Annotated in this window: 19 protein-coding genes; 6 read left to right on the forward strand and 13 right to left on the reverse strand. The window is 72.7% G+C overall.

Annotation, left to right across the window (positions count from 1 at the left end):
• Positions 1-60 precede the first annotated feature (60 nt).
• The 3 genes from ACZ6TB_RS27485 to mptB are packed head-to-tail and all read right to left on the reverse strand — an operon-like array spanning position 61 to position 4,735.
• A complete protein-coding gene (locus ACZ6TB_RS27485) occupies positions 61-2,190 on the reverse strand; it encodes an esterase-like activity of phytase family protein (RefSeq protein ID WP_465558431.1) in 2,130 nt (709 codons plus the stop codon).
• A gap of 9 nt (positions 2,191-2,199) precedes the next feature.
• The gene (locus ACZ6TB_RS27490) at positions 2,200-3,363 is read right to left on the reverse strand and encodes a glycosyltransferase 87 family protein (RefSeq protein WP_465558433.1); all 1,164 of its coding nucleotides are present in this window, start codon (positions 3,361-3,363) and stop codon (positions 2,200-2,202) included.
• Complete coding sequence (gene mptB / locus ACZ6TB_RS27495; RefSeq protein ID WP_465558435.1) at positions 3,287-4,735, reverse strand: polyprenol phosphomannose-dependent alpha 1,6 mannosyltransferase MptB; 1,449 nt, start codon at positions 4,733-4,735, stop codon at positions 3,287-3,289. The genes ACZ6TB_RS27490 and mptB overlap by 77 nt, the downstream gene beginning before the upstream one ends.
• A 139-nt stretch (positions 4,736-4,874) precedes the next feature.
• On the opposite strand from mptB, the gene ACZ6TB_RS27500 reads away from it, so the two are divergent.
• A complete protein-coding gene (locus ACZ6TB_RS27500) occupies positions 4,875-6,383 on the forward strand; it encodes a hypothetical protein (RefSeq protein WP_465558636.1) in 1,509 nt (502 codons plus the stop codon).
• Here ACZ6TB_RS27500 and ACZ6TB_RS27505 read toward each other — a convergent pair.
• Positions 6,380-6,838: an Lrp/AsnC family transcriptional regulator gene (locus ACZ6TB_RS27505; protein WP_465558437.1), complete on the reverse strand. Its 459-nt coding sequence runs from the start codon at positions 6,836-6,838 to the stop codon at positions 6,380-6,382. The two genes, ACZ6TB_RS27500 and ACZ6TB_RS27505, sit on opposite strands and share 4 nt — an antisense overlap.
• A 108-nt stretch (positions 6,839-6,946) precedes the next feature.
• Between ACZ6TB_RS27505 and ACZ6TB_RS27510 the strand changes: the two genes are divergently transcribed.
• Positions 6,947-7,963 (forward strand): Glu/Leu/Phe/Val dehydrogenase dimerization domain-containing protein, encoded by a 1,017-nt coding sequence (locus tag ACZ6TB_RS27510; RefSeq protein ID WP_465558439.1) that lies wholly within the window; start codon positions 6,947-6,949, stop codon positions 7,961-7,963.
• A gap of 21 nt (positions 7,964-7,984) precedes the next feature.
• Here the strand turns inward: ACZ6TB_RS27510 and ACZ6TB_RS27515 are convergent, their stop codons facing one another.
• Both ACZ6TB_RS27515 and ACZ6TB_RS27520 read right to left on the reverse strand, forming a co-directional pair.
• A complete protein-coding gene (locus ACZ6TB_RS27515; RefSeq protein WP_465558441.1) occupies positions 7,985-11,062 on the reverse strand; it encodes a bifunctional [glutamine synthetase] adenylyltransferase/[glutamine synthetase]-adenylyl-L-tyrosine phosphorylase in 3,078 nt (1,025 codons plus the stop codon).
• On the reverse strand, positions 11,062-11,847 hold the full coding sequence (locus ACZ6TB_RS27520) for a type 1 glutamine amidotransferase (RefSeq protein WP_465558443.1): 786 nt from the start codon (positions 11,845-11,847) through the stop codon (positions 11,062-11,064). The genes ACZ6TB_RS27515 and ACZ6TB_RS27520 overlap by 1 nt, the downstream gene beginning before the upstream one ends.
• A 99-nt stretch (positions 11,848-11,946) precedes the next feature.
• Here ACZ6TB_RS27520 and ACZ6TB_RS27525 point away from each other — a divergent pair, with 99 nt between their 5' ends.
• Positions 11,947-12,339: a VOC family protein gene (locus tag ACZ6TB_RS27525; RefSeq protein WP_465558445.1), complete on the forward strand. Its 393-nt coding sequence runs from the start codon at positions 11,947-11,949 to the stop codon at positions 12,337-12,339.
• Between the two features lie 4 nt (positions 12,340-12,343).
• Here the strand turns inward: ACZ6TB_RS27525 and ACZ6TB_RS27530 are convergent, their stop codons facing one another.
• Complete coding sequence (locus tag ACZ6TB_RS27530) at positions 12,344-13,039, reverse strand: helix-turn-helix transcriptional regulator (protein WP_465558447.1); 696 nt, start codon at positions 13,037-13,039, stop codon at positions 12,344-12,346.
• Between the two features lie 47 nt (positions 13,040-13,086).
• Here ACZ6TB_RS27530 and ACZ6TB_RS27535 point away from each other — a divergent pair, with 47 nt between their 5' ends.
• Positions 13,087-14,241: a low temperature requirement protein A gene (locus ACZ6TB_RS27535; RefSeq protein ID WP_465558449.1), complete on the forward strand. Its 1,155-nt coding sequence runs from the start codon at positions 13,087-13,089 to the stop codon at positions 14,239-14,241.
• A gap of 97 nt (positions 14,242-14,338) precedes the next feature.
• Here the strand turns inward: ACZ6TB_RS27535 and ACZ6TB_RS27540 are convergent, their stop codons facing one another.
• The 4 genes from ACZ6TB_RS27540 to ACZ6TB_RS27555 all read right to left on the reverse strand — a co-directional run bounded on the left by ACZ6TB_RS27540 (position 14,339) and on the right by ACZ6TB_RS27555 (position 19,025).
• Positions 14,339-15,304: an anti-sigma factor RsbA family regulatory protein gene (locus tag ACZ6TB_RS27540; protein ID WP_465558451.1), complete on the reverse strand. Its 966-nt coding sequence runs from the start codon at positions 15,302-15,304 to the stop codon at positions 14,339-14,341.
• Positions 15,305-15,306: 2 nt separating this feature from the next.
• Complete coding sequence (locus ACZ6TB_RS27545; RefSeq protein ID WP_465558453.1) at positions 15,307-16,167, reverse strand: MEDS domain-containing protein; 861 nt, start codon at positions 16,165-16,167, stop codon at positions 15,307-15,309.
• A gap of 145 nt (positions 16,168-16,312) precedes the next feature.
• A complete protein-coding gene (gene panB, locus ACZ6TB_RS27550) occupies positions 16,313-17,143 on the reverse strand; it encodes a 3-methyl-2-oxobutanoate hydroxymethyltransferase (RefSeq protein ID WP_465558455.1) in 831 nt (276 codons plus the stop codon).
• Between the two features lie 100 nt (positions 17,144-17,243).
• Positions 17,244-19,025 (reverse strand): NAD+ synthase, encoded by a 1,782-nt coding sequence (locus ACZ6TB_RS27555; protein ID WP_465558457.1) that lies wholly within the window; start codon positions 19,023-19,025, stop codon positions 17,244-17,246.
• Between the two features lie 123 nt (positions 19,026-19,148).
• Between ACZ6TB_RS27555 and ACZ6TB_RS27560 the strand changes: the two genes are divergently transcribed.
• Positions 19,149-20,501: a glutamine synthetase family protein gene (locus ACZ6TB_RS27560; RefSeq protein WP_465558459.1), complete on the forward strand. Its 1,353-nt coding sequence runs from the start codon at positions 19,149-19,151 to the stop codon at positions 20,499-20,501.
• Between the two features lie 28 nt (positions 20,502-20,529).
• Positions 20,530-20,955, forward strand: coding sequence for a DUF350 domain-containing protein (locus ACZ6TB_RS27565; RefSeq protein ID WP_465558461.1), 426 nt, complete (start codon positions 20,530-20,532; stop codon positions 20,953-20,955).
• A gap of 419 nt (positions 20,956-21,374) precedes the next feature.
• On the opposite strand, the gene ACZ6TB_RS27570 is transcribed toward ACZ6TB_RS27565, so the two are convergent.
• Entirely contained in the window at positions 21,375-22,796 is a 1,422-nt protein-coding gene (locus tag ACZ6TB_RS27570) for an RNB domain-containing ribonuclease (RefSeq protein ID WP_465558463.1), read from the reverse strand.
• Between the two features lie 80 nt (positions 22,797-22,876).
• Positions 22,877-24,910: a hypothetical protein gene (locus ACZ6TB_RS27575; RefSeq protein ID WP_465558464.1), complete on the reverse strand. Its 2,034-nt coding sequence runs from the start codon at positions 24,908-24,910 to the stop codon at positions 22,877-22,879.
• Between the last annotated feature and the right edge of the window lie 11 nt (positions 24,911-24,921).

Raw genomic sequence — 24,921 nt, forward strand, 5'->3', positions numbered from 1 at the left:
GACGGGAGCCAGCATGCTCCGGCCCGCTGACACGGCGCTGACAAACCGTGTCAGCGGATGTCAGAGGAGGTGGCCGAGCCGGAAGAACTGCGTCTCGCCGGTGGCGTCGTCGATCGCGTCGTTGTCGGTGACCGCGTACGTCCGGCCGTTGCCCGCGATCGCGAGACCCTCCACCTTGTCCTGCACCCAGCCGTTGTCCGACCTCAGCAGCGGCAGGAGGTCCTTGACGAGGCGCTTCTCGACCGTCGGGAACCCGGTCCAGCGCGACGGGACGTCGAACTCGTAGACCTTCTTGATCGACGCCTGCGGGCCGCGCTGGTTGTCCCGTTCGATCACCGCGAACGTGTCGCGGTCCACGGCGACGATCTCCGACAGGCCGGACCAGCCCAGCGGCGCGGCGTCGACCGGGTATCCCAGCCACGACCACTGGCCGGTCCTCGTGTCGTACCGGCCGATGCGGTTGATGTTCTGCGGGTCGGTCTTGAGCGAGCGCTGCACGGCCACCCAGACGTAGTCGCCGGACTCGGACACGCCCTCGAAACCGTTGGAGGTGACCGCGGCGGCGATGTCGGCGGGCAGCGGGATCTCCTGCTGGACGGCGCCCTTGGCATCGAGCCGGACGAGCAGGTTCGCGGTGGTCTTGGCGTCGCCCTCGGAGGCGATCCAATAGCCGCCGCCCTTGCGGGCCACGAGACCCTCGGCGTCGTACCCGACCGGCTTGCCGTCCTTGGTCACCGTGAGCTGCTTGAAGATCTTGGCGGGCGACTTGCGCACATCGATGGTGACCAGACGCGTCGGTACGTAGGCCGCGTCCGTCGACGCCACCAGCTGGTCACCCTGCCCGGGGACCGCCGACAGCGACGACAGCGTGCCCCACGGGATCAGGCCGCCGGAGACGATCGACGGGAACTGCCCGTGGCCGAGGCCGTAGATGCCGACCGCCCCGCGCAGGTTGTTCTCGGCGTCGTCGGTCTCGCTGGAGACGATGACCAGGCCGCGCGACGGCACCGCGACGACGCCCTCGGGTCCGGCCGCGGTCGGCAGCAACTGCTTCCACACCGGCTTGCGCGGGTTCGACACGTCGTAGACGGCGGTGAAGTTGCCGCGCTCGGCGTTCACGAAGACGTACGGCACGCCGCCGATCCGGGCGAAGGCCACGTTCTCCGGCTCGATGCCCTTGGCGTCCGACCGCTTGTCCGGGTAGAGGCCGTGCTCGACGGCGATGTGCTCGAGCGAGTTGCCCGCGTCCCAGACGACCTTGCCGCTCCGGTCGAAGATCGTCCAGCCGCGCGAGCCGCCCTCGTAGTCGCCCTCGTTGGCGGCCGCGAACAGGTCGTCGGAGAGCCAGGCGACGCCGTCCGGCTCCCGCTTCGCGGTGATCGTGTCGCCCAGCACGATCTGGTCGTCGTCGTTCGCGTCGATGCCGGTCACCGTGACCGAGCCGGCGTCGAAGTGCCGGACGACCTTCCGGTCGCGCAGGGAGACGATCGCGAAGTGGTTGTTCTCCTGGATGGAGACGATCGCCTCGTCGCGCGCGTTGATGCTGACGTACTCGGGCTCGGGGTCCTCGGGTGCGATCGCGGCCAGGCCGGTGAGGCCGACCTTCGCGACCTTCCAGGTCCGGGTGTCGACCACCGACAGGTACCCGGCCGGGAGCTGCGGGAGGGCGCCGTCGTTCAGGTCCTCGTCGCGCTCGTTCTCGATGACCACGGCGACGTAGCGGCCGCTCGGGGCGACCGCGACCGAGTCGGGCTGCCCGCCGAGGTCGATCTCGCGGACGATCGCGTGGCTGCGGTCGTCGACGACCACCAGCTTGCCGGACGGGTTCACGAAGCTCTCGCTCGTGTTGACGCCGGCGAGCAGCAGGTGACCGAGGTGCGACACCGACGTCGGCTCGCCGCCCATGGCCAGCGTGCCGCCGGGCCGGGGCGTGCCCGGGTTCGTGATGTCGACGAAGCCGAGGCGCTTGCCCGGGCTGTCGGTGTAGACGACGGTCCGGCCGTCCTCGGTGACCGTGGAGATCTCGGCGGCCGCGGTGTCGTCGATCGAGGTGTTCAGGTACGCGGGAAAGGTCGCGAGGCGCCGGAATTCGGCGTCGTGCGAGCGGCCGTGCGCGGACGCCGGCGTCGCGTTCAGCGCGGCGGCCAGACCGAGGAGGGCAAGCGCCGAGGTGGAACGGCGTAGAGGCATGTGTCCTGGCTACGCGATGATCTTGTCCGGTTCATGGACGGGAGTCGAACGGACAGTTTCGATGGGTGTCCAGATAAGCAGGGCCAGGGTGAAATAGACATAGAGATTGCTGCCGATGATCCGGAACGGCGGGAACGGCTCGAACTCCCAGGCCCAGGTGAGCCGGGAGGTCATGATCAGGTACGCCGCGCCGGCCAGGTAGAGCGGGCGGCGGTCCGGGCCGGCGAACCCGCGGTCGGCGCAGCGGACCAGGGCCGGGATCAGCCAGACACAGTGGTGCACCCAGGTGACGGGGCTGATCAGGCAGCCGACGACGCCGGTCAGCGCGAGCCCGCCCAGCACGTCGCCGGGCTCACGGCGTACGCGCCAAATCCAGAAACCCAGCGTGAGCAGGACGCAGACCAGCCAGACCCGGGCCTCGATCGAACCGATCTCCAGGCGGGCCAGGAACCCGCGCTCGGACTGGTTGGACACATAGGCCAGCACGCCGACCCGGTTCGTGTCCCAGAGCGCCGATGTCCAGAACTCGCGGGTCTCGTCCGGGAAGACCGCGCCGGCCAGCAGCGTCGCGCCCGCCGCCGTCGCCGTCGAGACCGCCGCCGCCCGCCAGCGCCGGGTGATCAGCAGATAGAGGATGAAGATGCCCGGGGTGAGCTTGATCGCGGTGGCCAGGCCGATCCCGACGCCGGCCCATTTCCGGCCGCGCGCGACGCCGAACAGCATGTCGCCGGCGACCAGCGTGAGCAGCAGCGTGTTGACCTGGCCGAAGCTGATCGTCTCGCGGATCGGCTCGAAGGCGAGCGCGAGGCAGAGGGCGATGCCGAAGCCGAACCACATCGGGCGGCCCCAGCGCTTCAGCAGCGGGCCGGCGAACCACCAGGTCAGCAGCGCGGTGGTGAGAACGGTGGCGACCACGGCGATCACCACGACGACGCCGTACGGGATGACGGCCATCGGCGACATCAGCAGGCCGGCGAAGGGAGGATAGGTGAAGCCGTACGGGGTGCCCGGCCGCATCCAGTCGTAGACCATGCCACCATCGCCGTGGAACCAGTATTGAATGGCGCCGTAGTACACCTTGGAGTCGAAGTACCCGTTACGTTTCTCGGCCAGGTAGTCGATGATCAGGGTCAGTATCGCCAGCGCCGACAGGATCCAGATTTTTCGCTTCATGCCACGCTTTTCCATATTTGACGCCGAAGTAGGCGAGTAAAGCGGTCATGACCACCGCGCCCTGCGTCTTGGTCGCCAGCGCGAGGTTGTAGCCGTCGGGCGTGCAGAGGGCGGCGACGACGGCGCACGGGATGACCAGCCAGAGCGTCTCCCTCGTGACCGTGGCCGCGAGCAGGGCCAGGGCCCAGACCGCGTACCAGGGGTGGAAGACCGGCGCCAGGACGACCGTGGCGGCCAGCGCGTAGGCGGCGTGGACCAGCCTGGGCCCGTCTTGGTATGCGCGCCACCAGAGGACGATCAGCACCACCGCGAGCAGCACGACGCCGATCGCGCGGGTGACCGGGACGGCGTCCACGCCGAACAGGCCGATCGTGATGCCGACGGCCGTGGACGGGGATGTCCACTGCACCGAGACGCCGCTGCCCTCGAGTCCGGTGATCCAGCCGAGGCCACGCCCCGACGCGAACGAGACGGCCACGAGGCTGCCCACCACCCCGCCGAGCAGCAGAGCGATTTTGGCAGCGTTTTCACGCAACCGTGGAGCGCTTCCCGGTGTGGAGCAAGGCAAAGCGGGAGGCCCCGCAACGAGCAAGGCGGCGAACGGCACCACGACGACGGCCGTCGCCTTCACCCCGATCGCCAGCCCCAGCAGCACCCCCGCCAGAAGGGATCGTCTCGTGACCGCCGACGCCAGCCCCGCCAGCAGCAGGCCGACCATCACCGCGTCGTTGTGCGCGCCCGAGACCAGGTGGATCGGGATGAGCGGGCACGCCAGCACCAGAAAGACCGCGCGCTTCGGCGGCACCCCGGCGTGCCGGGCCAGCGGCGGCAGGCAGACGGCGATGAGCGCCACCCCGAGCAGCGCGATGACCCGCAGGCCCGCGAGCGTGCCGGTGAGCGATCCGGCCTTCGCCGCCAGGCCGGCCAGCAGCAGAAAGACCGGGCCGTAGGGTGCCGGCGCGTCCCGCCAGGTGGGCGCGACGGCGTCGGCCCACGGGCAACCCAGGGCATGGACCCCGCCGGCGTACGGGTCGAGCCCCGCCGCCTGCTGCCAGCCCTGGCACGCGTACGAGTAGATGTCGTAACTGCCGAGCGGAAGGAACGCGACCACCGGCGCCACCCAAAGCCCCGCCGTGACGTAGGCCCATCGCGTCGACGGCACGTGCCGCCGGCCGGCGCACCACGCCCCGATCAGCAGCGCCGTGCCGAAGAACCAGGCGATCGGCAGCACGACGCCGTTCTTCCCGGTCACGATCGTGCCGGGAGTAATCGTGGGCGCCCACGGGCGGTGCGCGCCGCCGAGCCAGGCGGCGACCGCGAGCAGCAGACTGCCTGCCAGGCCCGCGTATCGGACGAGGGCGGGGCGGGACATGGCGGCCACCCTACCGTGACAGCCTGCAACCTCCGGGCGGCCCGGTAGGGTCGGGCGCGTGTTGGCCCGGCACCGGCTCGAGTGGGGCACGGCCGTCGTCGCGGCCGTGCTCGGCGTGGCATACCTTCTGCTGCCGCCGATGGGGTCCGACCTGTCGGCCCAGGTGGCGCGGGCCGACTTCTTCGCTCAGCACGGCTACACGCCGATCGACCTGCGCTGGTACGCGGGCGTCGACCAGCTCGGCTACAGCTTGCTGTCGCAGCCGGTGATGGCGCTGCTGGGCGTGCGGGTGACCGGCGTGCTGGCGCTGATCGCCGCGTCGGTGCTGCTCGCCGTCCTGTTCCGGCGCACGGCGGCCCCGCGCCCGTGGCTCGGCGCCCTGGTGGGGACGGCGTGCGTGGCCGGCAACCTGGTGAGCGGCCGGGTCACGTACGGGCTGGGGGTCGCCCTCGGTCTGGCCGCCCTGACCCTGCTCACCGTCCCCCGCTGGCGCTGGCTCGCGATCGTCCCCGCCCTGGCCGCGGGCGCGACGAGTCCGGTGGCCGCCCTGTTCCTGGGCCTGGCCGGCGCCGCCCTGCTGCTGGCCGGCCGGGTGACCGGCGGCCTGCCGATCGCGGTGCCCGCCGCGGTGCCGCTCGCCCTCACCGCCCTGCTGTTCGGCGACGGCGGCTGGATGAACATCAGCCACACCGACACCCTCCGCGCCGTGGTGGCGAGCCTGGCCGTGGCCGTGCTCGTCCCGCACCGGGCGGTCCGCATCGGCGCGTTGCTCTCGGCGCTGGGCGTCCTGGCGGCGGCGCTGGTGCACACGCCGGTAGGGCTCAACGCGACGCGGTTGTCGGTGATGTTCACGCTGCCGGTGCTGGCCGCCTACGCCGCGCCGCCACGCCTGCGCCGGCCGGGCCGCTCCGATGGGCCGTCGAGCCACGGCGTGCACGAATCGAGCGCCCCACCCCGGGCTCCCTACTGGGCGGTGCTCGTCCTGGTCGCCGTCGCGTGCTGGTGGCAGCCCCCGGTGGTGACCGGCGACCTGCGTGACCTGGGAAATCCGACGGCCGATCCGGCGTATTTCGCGCCGCTGCTCGATCGGCTCGGGTCGGAGACGCTGACCGGGCGGGTGGAGATTCCGCCGACCCGCGACTACTGGGAGGCGGCGCACATGGGTGACGTGCCGCTGGCCCGGGGCTGGCTGCGCCAAGCCGACATAGCTCGAAATTCCCTGTTTTTTGCAAATATTCCCGGGACGGAGGGCACCGGGGTCGCGCTGACCGCCGACAGCTACCGGGTCTGGCTCCACGACGTCGCGGTCCAGTTCGTAGCCGTGCCCGACGCCGAGCTGACCTGGTCGGGCCGCCCCGAGGCGGAGCTGATCGGGGCCGGCCTCCCCTACCTGACCGAGATCTGGCGCGGCGCCCATTGGACCCTCTACCAGGTCGCCGACGCGCAGCCGATCGTCACGGCGCCGACCACACTGATCGGCCAGGACGCCACGTCGGTCACGTTCCGGGCCGAGAACGCCGGCAACGTCGTGGTCCGGGTGCGCTACTACCGCTGGCTGCGGGCCTCGGGCGGCGCGGTCGTGTCGAGCTCGGGCGGGTGGACGCTGGTTCGCGTCCCGGAGCCGGGCACATACACGCTGACCAGCTAACTCGGGAGCGACTCGATCACCCGGTTGCGGGCGTGCTGATAGATCACCGAACTGCGGAACCCGACGATCTCCCGCCGGCCGGTGAACTTGTCCATCAAGAACGAGTGCAGGGCGTCCACGCCGGGGACCGCGACGTGCACCAGGAAGTCGTCGCCGCCGGCCACCACGAAGACCGCCAGCACTTCCGGCAGACCGGACACGTACGCCTTGAAGCCCTCGATCACGTCCCGGCTCATCGGCCTGACCTGCACGTGGAGGAACGCCTGCACGTGCCGGTTGAGCGCGGCCAGGCTGACCTCGGCGTGGTAGCCGGTCAGCACCCCGCGATCGACCAGCAGCCGTACCCGCTCGAGGCACGTCGACGGCGCGATGCCGACCGCGCGGGCCAGGTCGCGGTTGGTCTGCCGGGCGTTGCGCTGCAATTCCCGCACGATCGCCGAATCAACGTCGTCCACGACCGCCCCTTTCCCCTCCGCGCCGAACATCGTTCGGCAACACCCCGCGGTGCTCCTCCAGGCGCCTAGCTTTCGCTTCAAACACCAGGCGAGCGTACGGAGGGAAGCATGTTCCCGCACGAGCAAGTGATCATCCGGCGGGGCCGCGAGTCGGGCCTGCCGATCATCGTGGCGGTGCACTCCACGACCCGGGGCGTGGCGATCGGCGGCTGCCGCATGAAGGTCTACCCGGATTGGCGGGACGGCCTGACCGACGCCCTGCGCCTGTCCGCGGCGATGACCGACAAGTGCGCGCTGGCCGGCCTCCCGCACGGCGGCGGCAAGACCGTGATCGCCCTGGAGCACGCCGGCGAGGATCTCCGGGAGGCCGCCCTGCACGACGCCGGCGCGACCATCGAGGAGCTGGGCGGCCTCTACGCGACCGGCCCCGACGTCGGCACCGGCCCCGACGACATGGTCACCATCGGCGAGCGCACCACCCACGTCTTCTGCCGTCCCGCCGAGCGGGGCGGAAGCGGCGACTCCTCCCCCGCCACCGCGATCGGCACCGTGGCCGCCCTGCGGGCCCTGTGCGCCCACCGCTTCGGTTCGCCCGATCTGTCGCGGCGCACGTTCGCGATCGTGGGCCTGGGCCGGGTCGGCGCCCACGTGGCCCGTTTGCTGGCGGACGCCGGCGCGGCCTTGACCGTCTCCGACGTCGACGACTCCAAGCGCGCCGCCGCTCCCGCCGGCTCTGTCTGGATAAATCCGGAAAAATGCCTGCGGGAGGCGGTCGACGTCCTCGTTCCCGCGGCCCTGGGCGGCCTCTTCACCGCCGGTACCGTGCCCACCCTGAACTGCCGGGCGATCGCCGGCCCCGCCAACAACCAGCTGGACTCCCCCGAGACGGCCACCATGCTGCACAAGCGAGACATCCTCTGGGCCCCCGACGCGGTGGTGAGCGCCGGCGGCATCATCCACGCCACCGCGCTGGAGATCCACCACAGGACCGAGCAGGAGGCCCTGACCTTGGTGGACGAGATCGGCGCCACCCTGACCGGCATCCTGCAATCCGCCGCCGCGGCCGGCATCCCACCCGCGGAGGCCGCCGAGGCCGCCGCCCGCCACCTGACCACGCCCGCCTGACCACGCCCGCCTGACCGGCGATCAGGCCTCCAGCACCCGTTCCATCGCGGCCCGGGACCGCCGGGTCAGCCGCAGATACCGGTCCACGAACTCGCCCGGATCGCCGCCGCCGAGCAGTTGCACCGTGCCGGCCAGTTCGACGCCGTGGCGGGGCAGCTGGTCGGTCGGGCGGCCGCGCACCAGGGTCAGCGCGTTGCGCACCCGGGCCGCCAGGGTCCAGCCCGCCTCCATCGCCGCGGCGTCGACCTTGTCGACCAGGCCGGCGGCCACCGCGGCGGCCAGCGCCTCGAGGGTCTGCGTCTTGCGGAGCTCCGGCACCGCGTACGCATGCCGCAGTTGCAGAAGTTGCACGGCCCATTCCACGTCGGACAGGCCGCCGCGGCCGAGCTTGGTGTGGGTGTTCGGGTCGGCGCCGCGCGGCAACCGCTCGGTCTCGACCCGGGCCTTGATCCGCCGGATCTCGATGACCTGCTCGCGGCTGAGGCCGCCCGACGGGTAGCGCATCGTGTCGGCCAGCTGCTCGAACTCGCGGCCGAGCGACTCGTCACCGCAGACGAACCTCGCCCGCAGCAACGCCTGCGCCTCCCACACCTTCGACCAGCGCGCGTAGTACTGCTGGTAGGCGCCGAGGCTGCGGACCAGCGGGCCCTGCCGTCCCTCGGGCCGCAGGTCGGCGTCGATGCCCAGGGCCGGGTCGGGCGCCGGCGCGTTGAGCAGGCGGCGCATCTCCTCGGCGATCGCGTGGGCGGCCGCGCTGGCCTCCCGCTCGACGCCGCCGGCCGGCTGGTCGTGGACGAACAGCACGTCGGCGTCGGAGGGGTAGCTCATCTCGTACCCGCCGAGCCGGCCCATCCCGATCACCGCGAACCGGAGGCCGGGCGGCCCGGGCTTGACGGCGCGGGCGGCCTTCACGGCCGCGTTCAGGGTGGCGTCGGTGACGTCGGAGAGGGCCCGGCCGAGGGCGCCGACGTCGAGCGGCTGCGCTGTGCCGCCACCGGCGCCTGGTCCTTCGGACGGCGCGGAGATCCCGGGCAATTTGGGAGCCAGGTCGCCCGCTTTGCTGAGGATGTCGGCGCAGGCCAGCCGGAACAGCTCGCGACGGCGCAATGCGCGTACGGCCGCGGTCGCTTTTTCCGCATTTCCGGCGTGCCGCTCGGCCGCCGCCGCGAAGCCGACGATGATCGCCTGGCGGTCGCGCGGCACCAGCTCGTTGTCGTCGGCCAGCAGCCGCAGCGCCTCGGGGTCACGGGTGAGCAGGTCGGTCGCGTACCGGGAGAGGCTCAGCACCCGGGCCAGCCGGCGGGCGACCGGACCGCCGTCGCGCAGCAGCCGCAGGTACCAGGGGGTGCTGCCGAGCTTGTCCGAGACGTCGCGGTAGTTGAGCAGGCCCCGGTCGGGCTCGGGCGCGTCGGCGAACTCCTGCAGCAGCATCGGGAGCAGGGTGCGCTGGATGGCGGCGGTACGGGTGACGCCGCCGGTGAGCGCCTGCAGGTGTCGCAGCGCGGCGGCCGGGTCGGCGAACCCGAGGATCTCGAGCCGCTTGCGGGCCGACTCGGGGGTCATCCGCAGCGCCTCGGCCGGCACCCGGGCGACCGATTCGAGCAGCGGCCGGTAGAGCAGCTTGATGTGCAGGCGGCGCACCTGGGCGGCGTGGCCGACCCAGTCGGAGCGGAACGACTCGACCGCGTCGCGGCCGGGCAGCGCCGTGTACCCGAGCGAGGCGGCCAGCCAGCGCACGCCTTGCGGATCGTCGGGGACCGTGTGCGTACGGCTGAGGTGTTGCAGTTGCAGCCGGTGCTCGACCCCGCGCAGGAAGCGGTAGCCCCGCAGCAGCGTCTCGCCGTCCTCCCGGCCCACGTAGCCGCCCGCGACCAGGGCGCGCAGCGCCGGGAGCGTCCCGCCGGCCCGCAGCGTCTCGTCGATCCGGCCGTGCACGAGCTGCAGCAGCTGCACCGCGAACTCGATGTCGCGCAGCCCGCCCGGCCCCCGCTTGATCTCCCGGTCGAGCTGGTTGGCGGGCACGTTCTCGATGATCTTGCGGCGCATGTCGCGGACGTCGGCGACCGCCTCGGGCCGCTCGGCCGCGTGCCAGACCAGCGGCGCGAGGTCGTCGATCCACTCCCGGGCGAGCGCCAGGTCGCCGGCCGCCGGGCGGGCCTTGAGCAGGGCCTGGAACTCCCAGGTGCGCGCCCAGCGCCGGTAGTAGGCCTGATGGCTGGCGAGCGTGCGGACGAGCGGGCCGCGGCTGCCCTCGGGGCGCAGCGCGGCGTCGACCGGCCACGCCACCTGCCCGCAGATCTCGATGAGCCGGGCCGCCACGGTGGTGCCGGCGCTCAGGTCCTCGTCGGTGGCGGCGACGAAGATGACGTCGACGTCGGAGACGTAGTTGAGCTCGTTCCCGCCGCACTTGCCCATCGCCACGACGGCGAGGCGCGGTTCGGTCGCGCTTTCCGGGAGGCCGGCCACGGCTATCCCGTACGCGGCCCCGAGCGTCTCGTCGGCGAGACCCGAGAGCGCCTCCATGGTCGGCTCGAGCCCGCGTCCCCCGGTGAGGTCGGCGGCCGCGATGCGCAGCAGGGCGCTGCGGTAGGCCCGGCGCAGCTCGGGCACGGTGAGCTCGCCCTCGACCCCGAGGTGCCCCTCGGCGTTGGGCGGCAGCCCGGTCCGGCCGGTGGCCAGCACCCGCCAGTCGTCCGGGTTGGCGACCAGGTGGTCGCCGAGCGCCGAGGACGCCCCGAGCACGGCGACCAGGCGCCGGCGCAGCCCGTGGTCGCGGAACAGCGCCTCGAACAGTGCGTCGGTCGCGTCGTTCGGGTTGATCTCGCCGCCCGGCCCGGCGACTCCCCGGCCGTTGCTCCGGTCGGCGGCCCGCCCGGCCGCCTCGACCAGCCGGTGCAGCTGGCGCAGGGCCAGGGTCGGGTCGGCGGCCCGGGACAGCGAGTGGATCAGCTCGGCCGCGTCGGTGCCGGTCGGGGCCTGCGCCTCGGCGTCCCACAGCCGCAGCCCGGTCGGCCCGAGCAACGTGGCGGCTTTGACGCCCTCATCCTTGGCGCCCTCGTCGGCGAAGCCGTATCGGGCGAGGCGGCTGGGCCTGGTCACTACTGGCCCAGGAGAGGCAGCGTCCGGCCCGTTCCCGGGTTGGGGATGTCGGCGCCGGGCAGCGTGCCGAGCGCGAGCGACGCGAACCGGGCCGCGAAGGGCTGCCACACCTCCTCGACGTCGGGCAGCACCTCGGCGATCGCGTAGGTCACCGCCTCGGCGTCGTACCCGAGCTCGTCGAGGCTGTCCCGGTCGTCGGCGGCCCAGCGCTCGATCATGTCGAGGTCGCACTCGATGTGGAACTGCACGGCCCAGGCCCGGTCGCCGAGCCGGAACGCCTGGTGCGGGTAGCGGCTGGAGGCGGCGAGCAGCACGGCCGTGAGCGGCAGCTCGGTGATCTCGTCGCGGTGCCACTGGATCACGTCGGGCAGCAGCGGCACCCACTTGAACAGCGGGTCGGTCTCGGCGGCGTCGCGCTTGCCGACCAGGCCCGGCCCGATCTCGGGGCCGGAGGTGCTGCGCTCGACGAGGCCGCCGTGCGCCTGGGCGAGCAGCTGCGCGCCGAGGCAGACCGCCAGCGTGGGCACCCGGTTGCGGACCGCCTTGCGCAGCAGCCCCTCCAGCTCGGGGAACCAGGGTGCGCCGGGCGTGCCGTCGGCGGCCGCGTACGCGTTCTGGTCGCCGCCGAGCACGACCAGCCCCAGGAAGCCGTCGAGCGTCTCGGGCAGGGGGTCGCCGGCGTGCGGCCGGACCACGGTCAGCTCCAGGCCGGCCTCGGTCAGCCACTCGCCCAGCCGGCGCAGGTCGTCGGTCGGATCGTTCTCGATGACAAGTGCGGTGCCCACGCCCCGAGGCTAGTCCGTGCCGACTTCGGAAACACCGACAGGAGGTTGTCGCCACCGCCGACCAGGGTGGGTCTCAGTCAACCGCTAAGGAGTTCTGACATGCCCGCGATCAACGGAATCGGCTGGTTCGAGGTCGGCACCGACAAGCCGGCCGAGGCCGAGCGCTTCTACGGCGACGTCTTCGGCTGGACGTTCGGCAACGACGAAGGGGCGGCGACCGGCGCCGACGGCGCGCCCTATCGGATGATCACCACGCCCGGCGAGGGCCGGCCGACCGGCGGCCTGTTCCCGACCGGCGGCCGGGTGCCCAACTACGCCGTCTTCTACGTGCTGGTGGCCGACGTCGACGCGTCGGCGAAGGCGGCCGAGGCGGCCGGCGGCCGCATTCTCGTGCCGACCCAGCGCACGCCCGATGGGCTGACCTTCGCCCACGTGCTCGACCCGTCCGGCAACCAGTTCGGCATCTTCACCCCCGGCGCCGGCGGCGAGTGATCGGTCACCCCAGGGTGAGCGCGTGCACGACCTTGTCGGGGATGTCGATGTCGTAGGGCTCGAGCGCGCGCGGCGCCGCCTGCTCGGCGGTGACGGTGACCGAGGTGATCCGGTCGGTGCGGAACACGCGCACCGACCGGCGCAGCCGGCAGAAGGCCACCAGGTACCAGTGCAGGGGCGTGCCGACGAAGGCCATCGGCTCGATCTCGCGCCGGGTCGTGCCGCCGCCGCGGTCCTCGTAGTGGATGCGCAGCACCCGGCGCAGCGAGAGCGAGTCGGCGACCAGGCGCGGCACGGCGGTCGGCGGCACGTTGCCGACGAAATGGACGCGGCCGGCCAGCTGCCGGGCCGCCGCCGCGTCGGCCGGCGGCATGGCGGCGACCAGCTTGTGCAGCGCGGTCGAGGCCGGCCCGTGGAACGGCGTGCCGTCGAGCCGGTGCAGGGCGAGCGCCATCGCCACCGCCTCGGCCGCGGTGAAGTTGACCGGGGGCAGCGTGTGGGTCTTGTCGAGGCAGTAGCCGCCGGTGCGGCCGGGCTCGGCGTAGACCGGGGTGCCCGACTGCTGCAGGGCGGAGATGTCGCGCTCGACGGTGCGCACGCTCACCTCGAAGCGGTCGGACAGCCAGCGGGCGCTTCGCGGGCGGGGCGACACCGCGCGCAGCTCCTCGACGAGGGCGTAGAGACGGTCGGTCCGGTTCACGGGATTCACGCTAGGCCGGGGGTACGACAATCTTTTAGGCTGCGCGGATGGCCGACCCCACGCCCGCGGTCCGGGTGTCGACGCTGGAACTGTTCTTCGACCTCGTCTTCGTCTTCACCATCACCCAGCTCGCCGCCACCCTGGCCGAGCATCTGGACCTGCCCACGCTCGGCAACGTGCTGCTGATCCTGGCCGTGGTCTGGTGGATGTACTCCGGGTACGCCTGGCTCACCAACGCGGTGGCGCCGAACTCGACGACCCGGCGCACGCTGCTGCTCACCGGCATGGCCGGCTTCCTGGTGATGGCGCTGGCGATCCCGGGCGCGTTCGACGAGTACGGCTGGCTGTTCGGCGTCAGCTACCTGGTCGTCAACGTGGTGCACACGCTGCTGTTCCGCACCGCCGGCCCGGGCGCCCGGGAGGCGCTGCGGCTGCTCGGCCCGCTGAACATCCTGGCCGCGCTGCTGGTGCTGGCCGGCGGCCTGGTGCCGGAGCCGTGGCGGCACCTGCTCTGGCTGGCGGCGCCGATCGTCCAGATCACCGGCAGCTACCTGCATCGCATCGACATGCACACGATCGCGGCCGGCCACTTCGCCGAGCGCCACGGCCTCGTCGTGATCATCGCGATCGGCGAGTCGATCATCGCGATCGGCGCCGGCTTCGCGGACGTCCACCACCTCGGTTTCCCCGAGGTGCTGGTCGCGGTGCTGGGGCTGTGCGTCGCGTACTACCTGTGGTGGTTCTATTTCGCCGGCGACGACGCCCGCGCCGAGCACGTGCTGGCGAACACCGACAACCCGCGCCGCCGGGCCCGCCTCGCGTTGCAGGCGTGGGGGTACGCCCACTACCCGATGCTGCTCGGCATCGTGCTGGTCGCGGTCGGCATCAAGAAGACGGTCGGCCACACCACCGAGCCCCTGCTCTGGTCGCAGGCCCTGGCCCTGAGCGGCGGCGTGGCGCTCTACCTGCTCGGCCACGCGGCGTTCCTGGCCCAGCTGCGCCTGCGCGGCGTCTATCACCGCATCGGCTGCGCGCTGGCCGTGCTGGCGGTGATCCCGCTGAGCCAGCTGATGGCCATCTACCAGCTGGTGGCCGTGGTGGTCGTGATGGTCGCCGCCGCGATCATCGAGGACATTCCCGAGGTACGCCGCTCGGGCAGCTCCGCGATCAGCGACTTCGGCCGGACGGCGCCGCACGAGTAGGGCTGTGGACAGGGTCGCGAAATTGTCGGACCCGGCGGGTTGAATCGGCCCCACCCAGCGCACGGGTGGGGGTGCGGTAGGGGCGCCCGCATGACGGTCAGCGGCGGCACCGGAACCGCACCCGGGTGACGCCGTCCCGGTGCTCGACGGCCAGCCATTCGCTGAGCTGGTTGGCCAGCCACAGGCCGACGCCGGAGCTGCGCGGGTTCGGCGGCGGGCGATACCCGGCGAGCGGGTCGGCCGGGCCGGCGCCGTCGTCGGTCACCTCGCAGGTGATCACCGCCCGCTCGACCCAGACCTGGATGCGCCGGTCGCCGCCGCCGTGGCGCAGGCTGTTGGCGGCGACCTCGGTGACCACCAGCAGCAGCCCGGCGATCGCCGGCTGGTCCCAGCCGAGGTTGCGGGCGATCACCTCGAGCGTCCGGCGGGCGTGCCGCAGGCGCTCGGGCTCGGTCAGCGCCAGCACCACCAGCGGCTCCGGGCCGACCGGCGGCATCGGTTCGGCCAGCGTGCGCAGCAGGCGGTCCGGCGGTTCGTAGAACGTGTTCGGCCCGCGCCGGTCGGCGACGAGGGCGGGATGGGTGCGCCGGGCGCCGGCGATCACCCGGTCCGGCAGCCGGCGGGTGTCGTACGGGCAGATGATCCAGGCGGGCACGCCGGCGAACACGTCGTTGGCCGCCGACTCGTACCGGGTCCAGCTGTCGTGCCGCGGGCCGGGGCCGAAGGCCACCTCGCCGACGGCGCGCACCGCCGGCCGGCCGCTCGCCAGGGCCTGGTCGACGAGCCGTTTCCACCCGGCGATGGTGGCGGCCGGGCGCTCGTACCAGCCGTCGCTGTCGATGAAGGTGACCTGACCGGCGTCGCCGCTCAGGGCGTCGCGCAGCGGCCGCATGTTGTGCCGGGGCACGACCGCGATGGCGGCCTCCCGCCGGCGGACCGCGCCGGCGAGGAACGGCGCCAGCGTCGAGGTGAACGTCTGGTCGTCGTCGTAGACGAGGGCCTCGTGGCGGAACGCCCTGTCGCTACCCGAGCCTGGACTATCAGTCGGCGGAGTGCTGTCCATGGTCAGTCCTCGATGCACACGCTCGGGAAGCAGGCCGACCAGGTCGCCGACTCCCAGATCCGGCGCAGCAACGGCGGGGCGCCCCGCAGCCGGGTCGGCCCGTGCCGGCGAGAGATGACCTCGCAGGCGTTGCCGATGCTGCGGGCGCCGCTGACGTCGACGAAGCTCACCCCGCGCACGTCGAGCACCGCGCTCGGCCGGCTCGGCGCCGTCGCGACCAGCAGCCGGTAGACCTGGTCGGCGGCGAGGGAGTCGATCTCGCCGGAGAGCCGCAGGGCGCCGTCGCGACCGGCGTGCATCCGGAAGGCGCCGTGGTCGCGTGACCCGCGGGTGTGCACCGTCTCGGCCCGGAACAGGTCCTCGGGCGTCCAGTGCCGGGCGTCGTACGCGCAGACGGCGGTGATCGGCAGCTGCTTGGCGAGCAGGTCGGCCCGCAGCTCGTAACCGGGCCACGCGGCCAGCGCGCCGGGGTGGTCGAGCAGAAACCGGGTGTCCACGTACGTCCGCAGGCCGGTGAGCCCGGCGTCGACGGCCGCACGGGCCTCGGCGGCGAAGGCGGTCAGCCGCCGGCCGGCGTCGAACCCGCGGCCGTCCAGGAAGGCCGAACGGGCCGGGCCGACCACCAGCATCCCGCGGTCCACCAGCTCGCGCACCGGCAGCCCGGCCGCGCACAGGTCGTCCTCGATCGTGGCGCCCGCCGCCCCGGGCGAGGTGTGCACCTGCACGCGCTCGCGGCGGCCGAGGCCGGCCACCACGTACTCCAGCAGATCCCGGCCCGTCTCGGCCTCGTGGTCGTAGACGTAGCAGAGGTGGTCGTGAACGGTCAGGTCGGCGACGGCGCGGACGGCCGGCACGACAATCACTTCCTCGCTCGTTGCGCTTGGCCCCGGAACAGCCGGATCGCGGCTGCCGCGAACACTATGGGCGCGGCCCGCCGGGGCGCCACCGGTGGGCGCGGGAAACGCCCGATCGGGTGTCGCCGACCGGGCGCTTCCCCTCGCGTACGGGCTAGAAGGTGTGCTCCGCGGCGGGGAACTCGCCGCCCCGCACCTCCGCGGCGAACTGCTGGGTCGCGGAGGCCAGAATTCCGGACAGGTCCGCGTATTGCTTGACAAAGCGCGGCATATGGCCCGTGCGCATACCGGCCATGTCCTGCCAGACCAGCACCTGGGCGTCGGTGTCGGGCCCCGCGCCGATGCCCACGGTCGGGATCGGCAGCTCCTTGGTGATCGTCTTGGCGACCTCGCCCGGCACCATCTCGAGCACCACGGCGAACGCGCCCGCGTCGGCCACCGCGCGGGCGTCGGCCAGCACCTGGGCGCCGTCCGCCTCGCGGCCCTGCACCCGGTAGCCGCCGATGGTGTGCTCGCTCTGCGGGGTGAAGCCGACGTGGCCCATCACCGGGATGCCGGCGCCGGTCAGCGCCTCGATCTGGGCCGCGACGCGGCGGCCGCCCTCGAGCTTGACCGCGTGGGCGCCGCCCTCCTTCATGAACCGGACGGCGGTGCGCAGCGCCTGCGTGGGGCCTTCCTCGTAGCTGCCGAACGGCAGGTCGGCGACGATCAGCGCGGTCTTGGTGGCGCGGACGACGGCGCGGACCAGCGGGAGCAGCTCGTCGACCGTGACCGGCAGCGTGGTCTCGTAGCCGAAGACGTTGTTGGCGGCGGAGTCGCCCACCAGCAGCACCGGCACGCCGTTCCGGTCGAAGATCGACGCCGTGTACTGGTCGTAGGAGGTCAGCATCGGCCAGCGGTCGCCGCGGGACTTGGCGGCGATCAGGTCGCGGGTGCGTACCCGTCGCGTCGGCGGGCCGCCATACAGGGTGGGAATGTCCGACATGTCGTAACTCTCCTTCCCTCGAGGCCGCGCTCCTGCGGTCCCCGGGTCCGGCCATGGTCGCACCCGGAGACGGCGCCCGGTCAGGGGTCAGTGGAGGTTCTCACACACCTTCTCGAAACCTGTTCGTAATGGGCAGGCGGCGGTCGCGGCCGAACGCCTTGCCCGAGATCTTGGTGCCGGGCGCGGACTGGCGGCGCTTGTACTCGGCCAGGTCGACCATCCGCAGCACCCGGTCGACCAGGGCCGGGTCGTTGCCCGCCGCGATCAGCTCGTCGCGGCCCATGTCCTCGTCGACATACCCCTTGATGATCGGATCAAGCACGGCGTAGTCGGGCAGCGAGTCCGAGTCCTTCTGGTCCGGCCGCAGCTCGGCGCTCGGCGGCTTGGTGATCGAGTTCTCCGGGATCGGCGGCTCGCCCTGCGTGTTGCGCCAGCGGGCCAGCCGGTAGACGGCGGTCTTGGGCACGTCCTTGAGCGGGTTGAAGCCGCCCACCGAGTCGCCGTAGAGGGTCGAGTAGCCGACCGCGAGCTCGCTCTTGTTGCCGGTGGTGAGCACGAGGTGCCCCTCCTGGTTCGACAGCGCCATCAGGATGACGCCGCGCACCCGGGCCTGGAGGTTCTCGACCGTGACGCCGGAGAGCGACATGCCTGCCAGGAACGCGTCGACCATCGGCTGGATGGCCTCCACGCGGTAGTCGATACCGGTCCGTTTGGCGAGGTCGGCCGCGTCGTCGCGGGAGTGCTGGGAGGAGTAGCCGCTCGGCATGGAGACGGCGAAGACCCGATCGGCGCCGAGGGCATCGACCGCGATCGCCGCCACGACCGCCGAGTCGATGCCGCCACTCAGCCCGAAAATTACCGATCTGAACCCATTTTTGTTGACATAGTCGCGCAGGCCGAGCACCAGCGCCGACCAGATCTCGGCCTCGTCGACGATCCGCTCCGCGACCCCGCCGTCCTTCTTGTCGCGGTGCGCGGGCCGGGGCGCGGCCTCCAGGACGACCCGGGCGATCTCCATCTCGTCGTCGATCCACTGCTCGACGATCGGCAGCGGCTCGGCGTCCGTCTTCTCCGCCCGGTTCGGCGTCGCGTCGGCGGCCGGCAGCGACAGGTCGTGGATCAGCAGCTCCTCGGTGAACTGCCCGGCCCGGGTCAGCAGCTCGCCGCCGGCCGTCACGATCATCGAGTCGCCGTCGAACACCAGCTCGTCCTGGCCGCCGACCGCGTTCACGTAGGCCACCGCGGCACCCGCCTCGGCCGCCCGGCGCATCACGAGCGGCAGCCGCACATCGTCCTTGTTCAGCTCGTACGGGGAAGCGTTGATGTTGAGGACCAGCCCCGCCCCCGCCCGCCGGGCCGCCGTGAAGGGCCCGCCCGCCTGCCAGATGTCCTCGCAGACGGTGAGCGCCACGTCGACCCCGCCGAAGCGGACCACCGTCAGCGTGTCCCCCGGCTCGAAGTAGCGGTCCTCGTCGAAGACCCCGTAGTTCGGCAGGTGGTGCTTGTAATAGCGGGCGGCGATCCGTCCATTCAAGAGCAGGGCCGAGGCGTCGCGCCGCCCCAGCCCCGGCGTGTGGTCGGCGCTCGTCGCGGGCGGCCCATCCGCGTCGACATATCCGACAACGACCGCCAGATCGCCCAGACCGTCACCGGCGAGATCGCGGGCCAGGGCCTCCAAGGCCGACAAAGAGGACGAAACGAACGAGTTCCGGAAGACGAGGTCCTCGATCGGGTAGCCGGTCAGCATCATCTCCGGGAAGGCGACCAGCTGCGCTCCGGCGTCGGCCGCCGATCGCGACCACCGCCGGATCGCCGCCGCGTTACCGGCGATGTCGCCGACCGTCGAGTTCACCTGAGCCAGGGCGATCCGCAGCGTGGGCATGGCCTCATTGTTCCCCACGCGCCGACCACCCAGGACGCCGCGCCGGGGCCCGGTCAGCGTAATCTCGGCGTAACGGAGCCGGGGAAGACTGGCTCGTCAGGGCAGCCAGCACCGGGAGTGAACGTGGACCGACAGCAGGAGTTCGTGCTTCGCACTCTCGAGGAGCGCGACATCCGTTTTGTCCGGCTCTGGTTCACCGACGTGCTGGGCACCCTGAAGAGCGTCTCCGTCGCGCCGGCCGAGCTCGAGTCCGCCTTCGAGGAGGGCATCGGCATCGACGGCTCGGCGATCGAGGGCTTCGCCCGGGTCTACGAGTCCGACATGGTGGCGATGCCCGACCCCACCACGTTCCAGGTCTTCCCGTTCGAGGGCGGCGCCAGCGGCGAGAGCGCCCGGATGTTCTGCGACATCCTGCTGCCCGACGGCAGCGCCGCCTGGGCCGACCCGCGCCACGTGCTGCGCCGCGCCCTGGCCCGGGCGGCGGAGAAGGGCTTCACCTTCTACACCCACCCCGAGGTCGAGTTCTTCCTGGTGCAGGACGGCGATCTGGACGGCTCGGTGCCGATCCCGGTCGACACCGGCGGCTACTTCGACCACACCACCCACTCGGTCGCCCGCGACTTCCGCCGCCAGGCCGTGCTCGCGCTCGAGCGGATCGGCATCTCGGTCGAGTTCAGCCACCACGAGGTCGCCCCCGGCCAGCAGGAGATCGACCTGCGCTACGCCGACGCGCTGACCACGGCCGACAACATCATGACCTTCCGGCACGTGGTCAAGGAGGTGGCGCTGTCCCAGAGCGTGCGCGCGACCTTCATGCCCAAGCCCTACACCGACCAGCCCGGCAGCGGCATGCACACGCACCTGTCGCTGTTCGAGGGCGAGCGCAACGCGTTCTATGACGGCGACGACCCGATGAAGCTGTCCAAGACGGCCCGCGCGTTCATCGCCGGCCTGCTCGTGCACGCCCGGGAGTACACCGCGGTCACCAACCAGTGGGTGAACTCGTACAAGCGCCTGTTCCCGCTCCAGCTGCCCAACGCGATCACCGAGTCCCCCGCGTTCGTCAGCTGGGGTCACCTCAACCGCAGCGCCCTGGTCCGGGTGCCCGCGTTCGGCAAGCCCAACTCGGCCCGCGTCGAGGTCCGCTCGATCGACTCGGCCACGAACCCGTACCTGGCGTTCGCGGTCATGCTCGGCGCCGGCCTCAAGGGCATCGAGGAGGGCTACGAGCTGCCCCCCGGCGCCGAGGACGACGTCTGGTCGCTGTCCCCGGCCGAGCGCAAGGCGATGGGCTACGACGCGCTGCCGGAGAACCTGTCCGAGGCGATCGACGTGATGAGCAAGTCCGAGCTCGTCGCCGAGGTGCTCGGCGAGCACGTCTTCGACTTCTTCCTGCGCAACAAGCGGGCCGAGTGGGAGCAGTACCGCCGCGAGGTCACGCCGTATGAGCGCCAGCGCTACCTGGGGGCGCTGTAGTCTCTCCTGACCTTGGAAAGGAGAGACCGTGCTGCAAGATTTGCTCGAGGGCGCCGGCCGCAGCATCGTTTTCGGACTCGTCGGTATCGGCCTGATGGCCTTGGGATATGTCCTGATCGATATTCTGACGCCCGGAAAGCTGCGCGACCTGATCTGGGCCGAGCGCAACTGGAACGCGTCGATCCTGCTCGCGGCCAACCAGCTGGGCATCGCCCTGATCGTCTTCACCGCGATCTTCACGAGCTACGACTCGTTCGGCCAGGGCCTCGCGTCCACGGTCATCTTCGGCCTCATCGGCATCGCCATCATGGGCCTCGCGTTCCTGGTGCTCGACTGGATGACGCCCGGCAAGCTCGGCGAGGTAATCTGCACGCCCGAGCGCCACGGCGGCGCGATCGTCTCGGCCGCCACGCACTTCGGCGCCGCGCTCATCATCTGCGCCTGCATTTCTTAAAAGAGCATTCAGAGATACGGGATTTCCGCCCGGCCCCGTGCGTCACGGGCCGGGCGCTGCCGTCCCCGGCCTCCGTGCCGCCGCTGCCGGGCGGGGCTGCCGCGTCACTCCGCCGCCCGCCCCGCCGTCACCCCAGCCCCACCTCCACCCCGCCCGCACTTTGCTCTGCTCACCAATACGCGCACCGCCCGCCGCCCCTACCCCCGGCTCTGCTCACCAATACGCGCACCGCCCGCCGCCCCTACCCCCGGCTCTGCTCACCAATACGCGCATCGCCCGCCGCCCCCTACCCCCGGCTCTGCTCACCAATACGCGCATTGCCCGCGCCCGCGCGGCGGCTTGCTCTTCTGCCGGATTTATCGGGAATGCGCCGCGAGGCGCGTATCGGTAAGCAGAGCAAAGGGCGCGGAGACACCAGGTCAGGCGGTGTGCCGGAACTCGACCTTCCGGCTGGCCGGGTCGGCCACCGTCAGCGTGGCCCGGATGCGCTCACCCAGCGGCAGGTCGCCCACGCAGCGCGCCCGGACGGCCGGGTCGTCGATCGCCACCGTGCCGCCGGCCGGGCGGTTGCCGCGCGGCTCGTCGCGGTCGACGACGCCCGCGTCGAACTGCTCGCCCACCCGGCTCTCCAGCAGCACGGCCTCGGCCAGGTCGACCGCGCCGCGCGAGGCGGCGCCGGCCAGGCGGTCGGTGTCGCCCATCGTCTTCGGGAGCTTGGGCAGCGCCTCGCGGGCCCACGCCGGGATCTCCGCCCCGGCCGCAAGGGCCAGGCAGACCTCGGTGGCGTAACGGTCGGCCAGGCGCCGCAGCGGGGCCGTCACGTGCGCGTAAGGCGCGCCGACGCCGCCGTGGCCGGTCTCGGCCGGCGGCTCGCCGTCGAACGGCGTGTAGGCGGCGCCGCGCAGCAGCTCGGCGGCCTGGTCGAGGAACGCCGCGCCGCGCGGGGTGGCCGGGTCGACGGCGGCGACGACCGCGCCGACCGAGGCGTTCGCCGGCCAGTCCACGCCGAGCGAGACGGCGGCCGCGCGCAGCTTGTCGACGGCCTCGGGGCGGGCGGCGGGCATCGTGCGCAACAGGCCGACCCGGCCGGTGAGCATCAGCGACGCCGCGGCCACGCCGGTGAGCAGCGAGATGTGGGCGTTGTGCTCCTCGACCGCCAGCGGGGCGCGTAGCACCAGGCGCCAGCCGTCGCCGTCGCGCTCGACCTCCTGCTCGGGCAGCGGCAGGTTGACCGCGCCCCGGGCGGCGGCCCGCGCGGCCAGCAGGCGGCCGATCTCGGGCAGCAGGGCGACCGGCTCGGGGGCGGTGCCCGCGTCGACCTGGCCCTGCACGGTCGGGTAGTCCAGCTTGGCCCGGCTGCGGACCATCGCCCGCTGCACGGTGACGCCGGTGGTCTCGCCGTCGGCGTCGAGGTCGATCGTCCACACCACGGCCGGCCGATCGCCGTCCGGCAGCAGGCTCGCGGCGCCCTCGCCGAGCACCTCGGGGTGCAGCGGGATGCGGCCGTCGGGCAGGTAGATGGTCTGGCCGCGCCGCCACGTCTCGGTCTCGAGCGCGCCACCGGGCCGCACGAACGACGCCACGTCGGCGATCGCGTAGCTCACCCGGTAGCCGCCGCCCGGCCGCCGGGCCAGGTGCATGGCCTGGTCGAGGTCGCGGGACGTGGCCGGGTCGATCGTCACGAACGGCACGTCGGTCAGGTCGGCCGCGGCCCGCGGCGGATCGGCGGCGGCCCGCTCGGCCTCGGCCCGCGCGGCCTCGGGAAACTCCTCCGGCAGCCGCAACTCCCGCCGCAGCACCGAGAAGTCGATCTGCGGCGCCCACACCCTTTTGATCGGCACCGCTCATTACTACCAGTCCGCGCCGCCACGCAAACGCCGGTGGGCACGCCCGAAGGCGTGGCCACCGGCGGGAAACCCCACTATCGGGCGCGCTTGGCGGCCACTTTCCGTCCGGCGGCCGTACGCGTGGAAGCAGCCGCCGCCGCGTTGCCGGCCGCCGCCTTCCGCGCCGCCGCGGCCGTGGGCGCCTTCGCGACCTTGGCCGCGTTGGTCGCCGACGTCTTGGTGGTCTTCGCCGCCCGGCCCGCGTTGGTCGCCTTGGCCACGTTCGTGGTCTTGGCCGGCCGGCTGCGCGTGGTCGCCTTGTTGGCCGCCTTCCCCGCCATCGACCCCGCCACGGTCGCCGCACTCCGCGACGCCCGGGCGGCCGTACCCGCGGCCTTGGCCGCCGTCGCCTTGGTCGCCGTCGCCGTCGCCTTGGCCGCGGTCGCCTTGGCCGCCGTGGTCTTGGCCGCCGTCTTGGCCGGGGTGGCCTTGGCCGCCGCCGACTTGGCCGCCGTCGCCCTCGTAGCCGTCGCCCGCGAAGCCGTTGCCTTGGTGGCCGTGGCCCGCGAAGCCGTCGCCTTCGTGGCCGTGGCCCGGGTGGCCGCCGTCCTGGTCGCCGCGGTCTTCGCCGGCGCCTTCTTGGCCACCGCCGACTTAGCGGCGGCCGACTTGGCGGCCGTAGCCTTGGCCGCGGTCTTCTTGGCCGCCGTCGCCTTGGCCGCCGTCGCCTTGGCCGCCGTCGCCTTCGCAGCGGTCGCCTTGGTAGCGGTCGCCTTGGTAGCGGTCGCCTTGGCCGCCGCCCGCTTGGGCGCCGTGATCTTCGCGGCCCGCTTCATCGCGTCCCGCCCAGCCGCCGCCTTGGCCGCCCGCACGTTCGCCATCGCCGTCGACGACCGGCCCGACGCCGTCCGCGCCGCTTCCCGGTTCGCGGTGGCCGTGGCCGACTTCCCGGAGGCCGCCCGCGCCGCGCTCTTGTTGGCCGCCGCCGTCTTGGCCGCCGCCCGAGCCATCGCCGCGGTCTTGGCCGCCGCCGTGCTGGCCGCCGCCGCGCGCGTGGCCGAGGCCGTCTTCGCCGCGCTCTTGGCCGCCGTCGTCTTCGGCATGACCGCCTTCTTGGTCGCCGGCGCCTTCTTGGCCGTCATCTTCGAGGCCGGCGCCTTGGTGGCGATCGTCTTCGCGGCGGGCGCCTTCTTAGCGGTCATCTTGGAAGCCGTCGCCTTCTTCATCGCCGCCGTCGCCGTCTTCGCGGCCGGGCGGGTCGTCTTGGCCGCCGCCGTCGTCTTGGCAACCGCCTTCTTGGCCGTCGTCGTCGCCTTGGCCGCGACCTTCCGGGCCGCCGTCGTCTTCGCCGCCGTCGCCTTGGCCGCCGCCGTGGCCCGGCCCGTCGCCGCCTTCGCCCGGGACGCCGACTTGGCCGCCGCCTTGGTCGCCGTCTTCGTCGCCCGGCCGGCCGGCTTCTTGGCCGACGGCTCGGGCGTGACCACCGGCATGCCGCTGATCGACCCGATCACCGCCGGCATGTCCGCGGCCCGGCCGCGCCGCCCGGCCGGACGGATCCCGGACTCGGTCGCCTCGGACATCGTCATCGGCATCGAGTCGTCCATGTCCGCGGCCGGCGTCGGCTCCGGCGGAATCATCGCCGTCGTCATCCCCGGGATCGGGCTCACGGCCGCCGCCGTCCGGCGCGGCGTGACCGGCCGCTTGCCGGTGCCGGCCCGGCCCGCCGCGCGGTTGGCCGTCGTCTTGGTCGTCGCGGCCTTCGCGCCGCGCCCGAGCGAAACGGCCGGCTTGGCGGCGGTCGCCCGGGTCGCGGTCGCCTTGCCGGCGGCGGTCTTCGTGGCGATCGTCTTCTTCCCCGCGGCGGTGCGGCCGGTGCTGGTCGCCTTGTCCGCCACCGGCTTACGGGCGGCGGGCGCCGCCGTCTTCCGGTTCGGCGTGCTGGGCTTGGGCACCGCCGGCCGGGTCGTGGTCGTCGTCCGTGTGCTCGTCGTCCGTACGGTCGTGGTCGCGGGCTTGCGGGCGGCCGCGGCGGCCACCTTCTTTCCCGCCGACGCCTTGGCGCCGGTAGCGCGCACGGCCTTCCCGGCGCCCGTTGTTGCTCTGGTCGGAGCCTTTTTGGCAGCGGCCATCAGGGTGTTCC

This window comes from Actinoplanes sp. NPDC051537 (assembly GCF_055586105.1).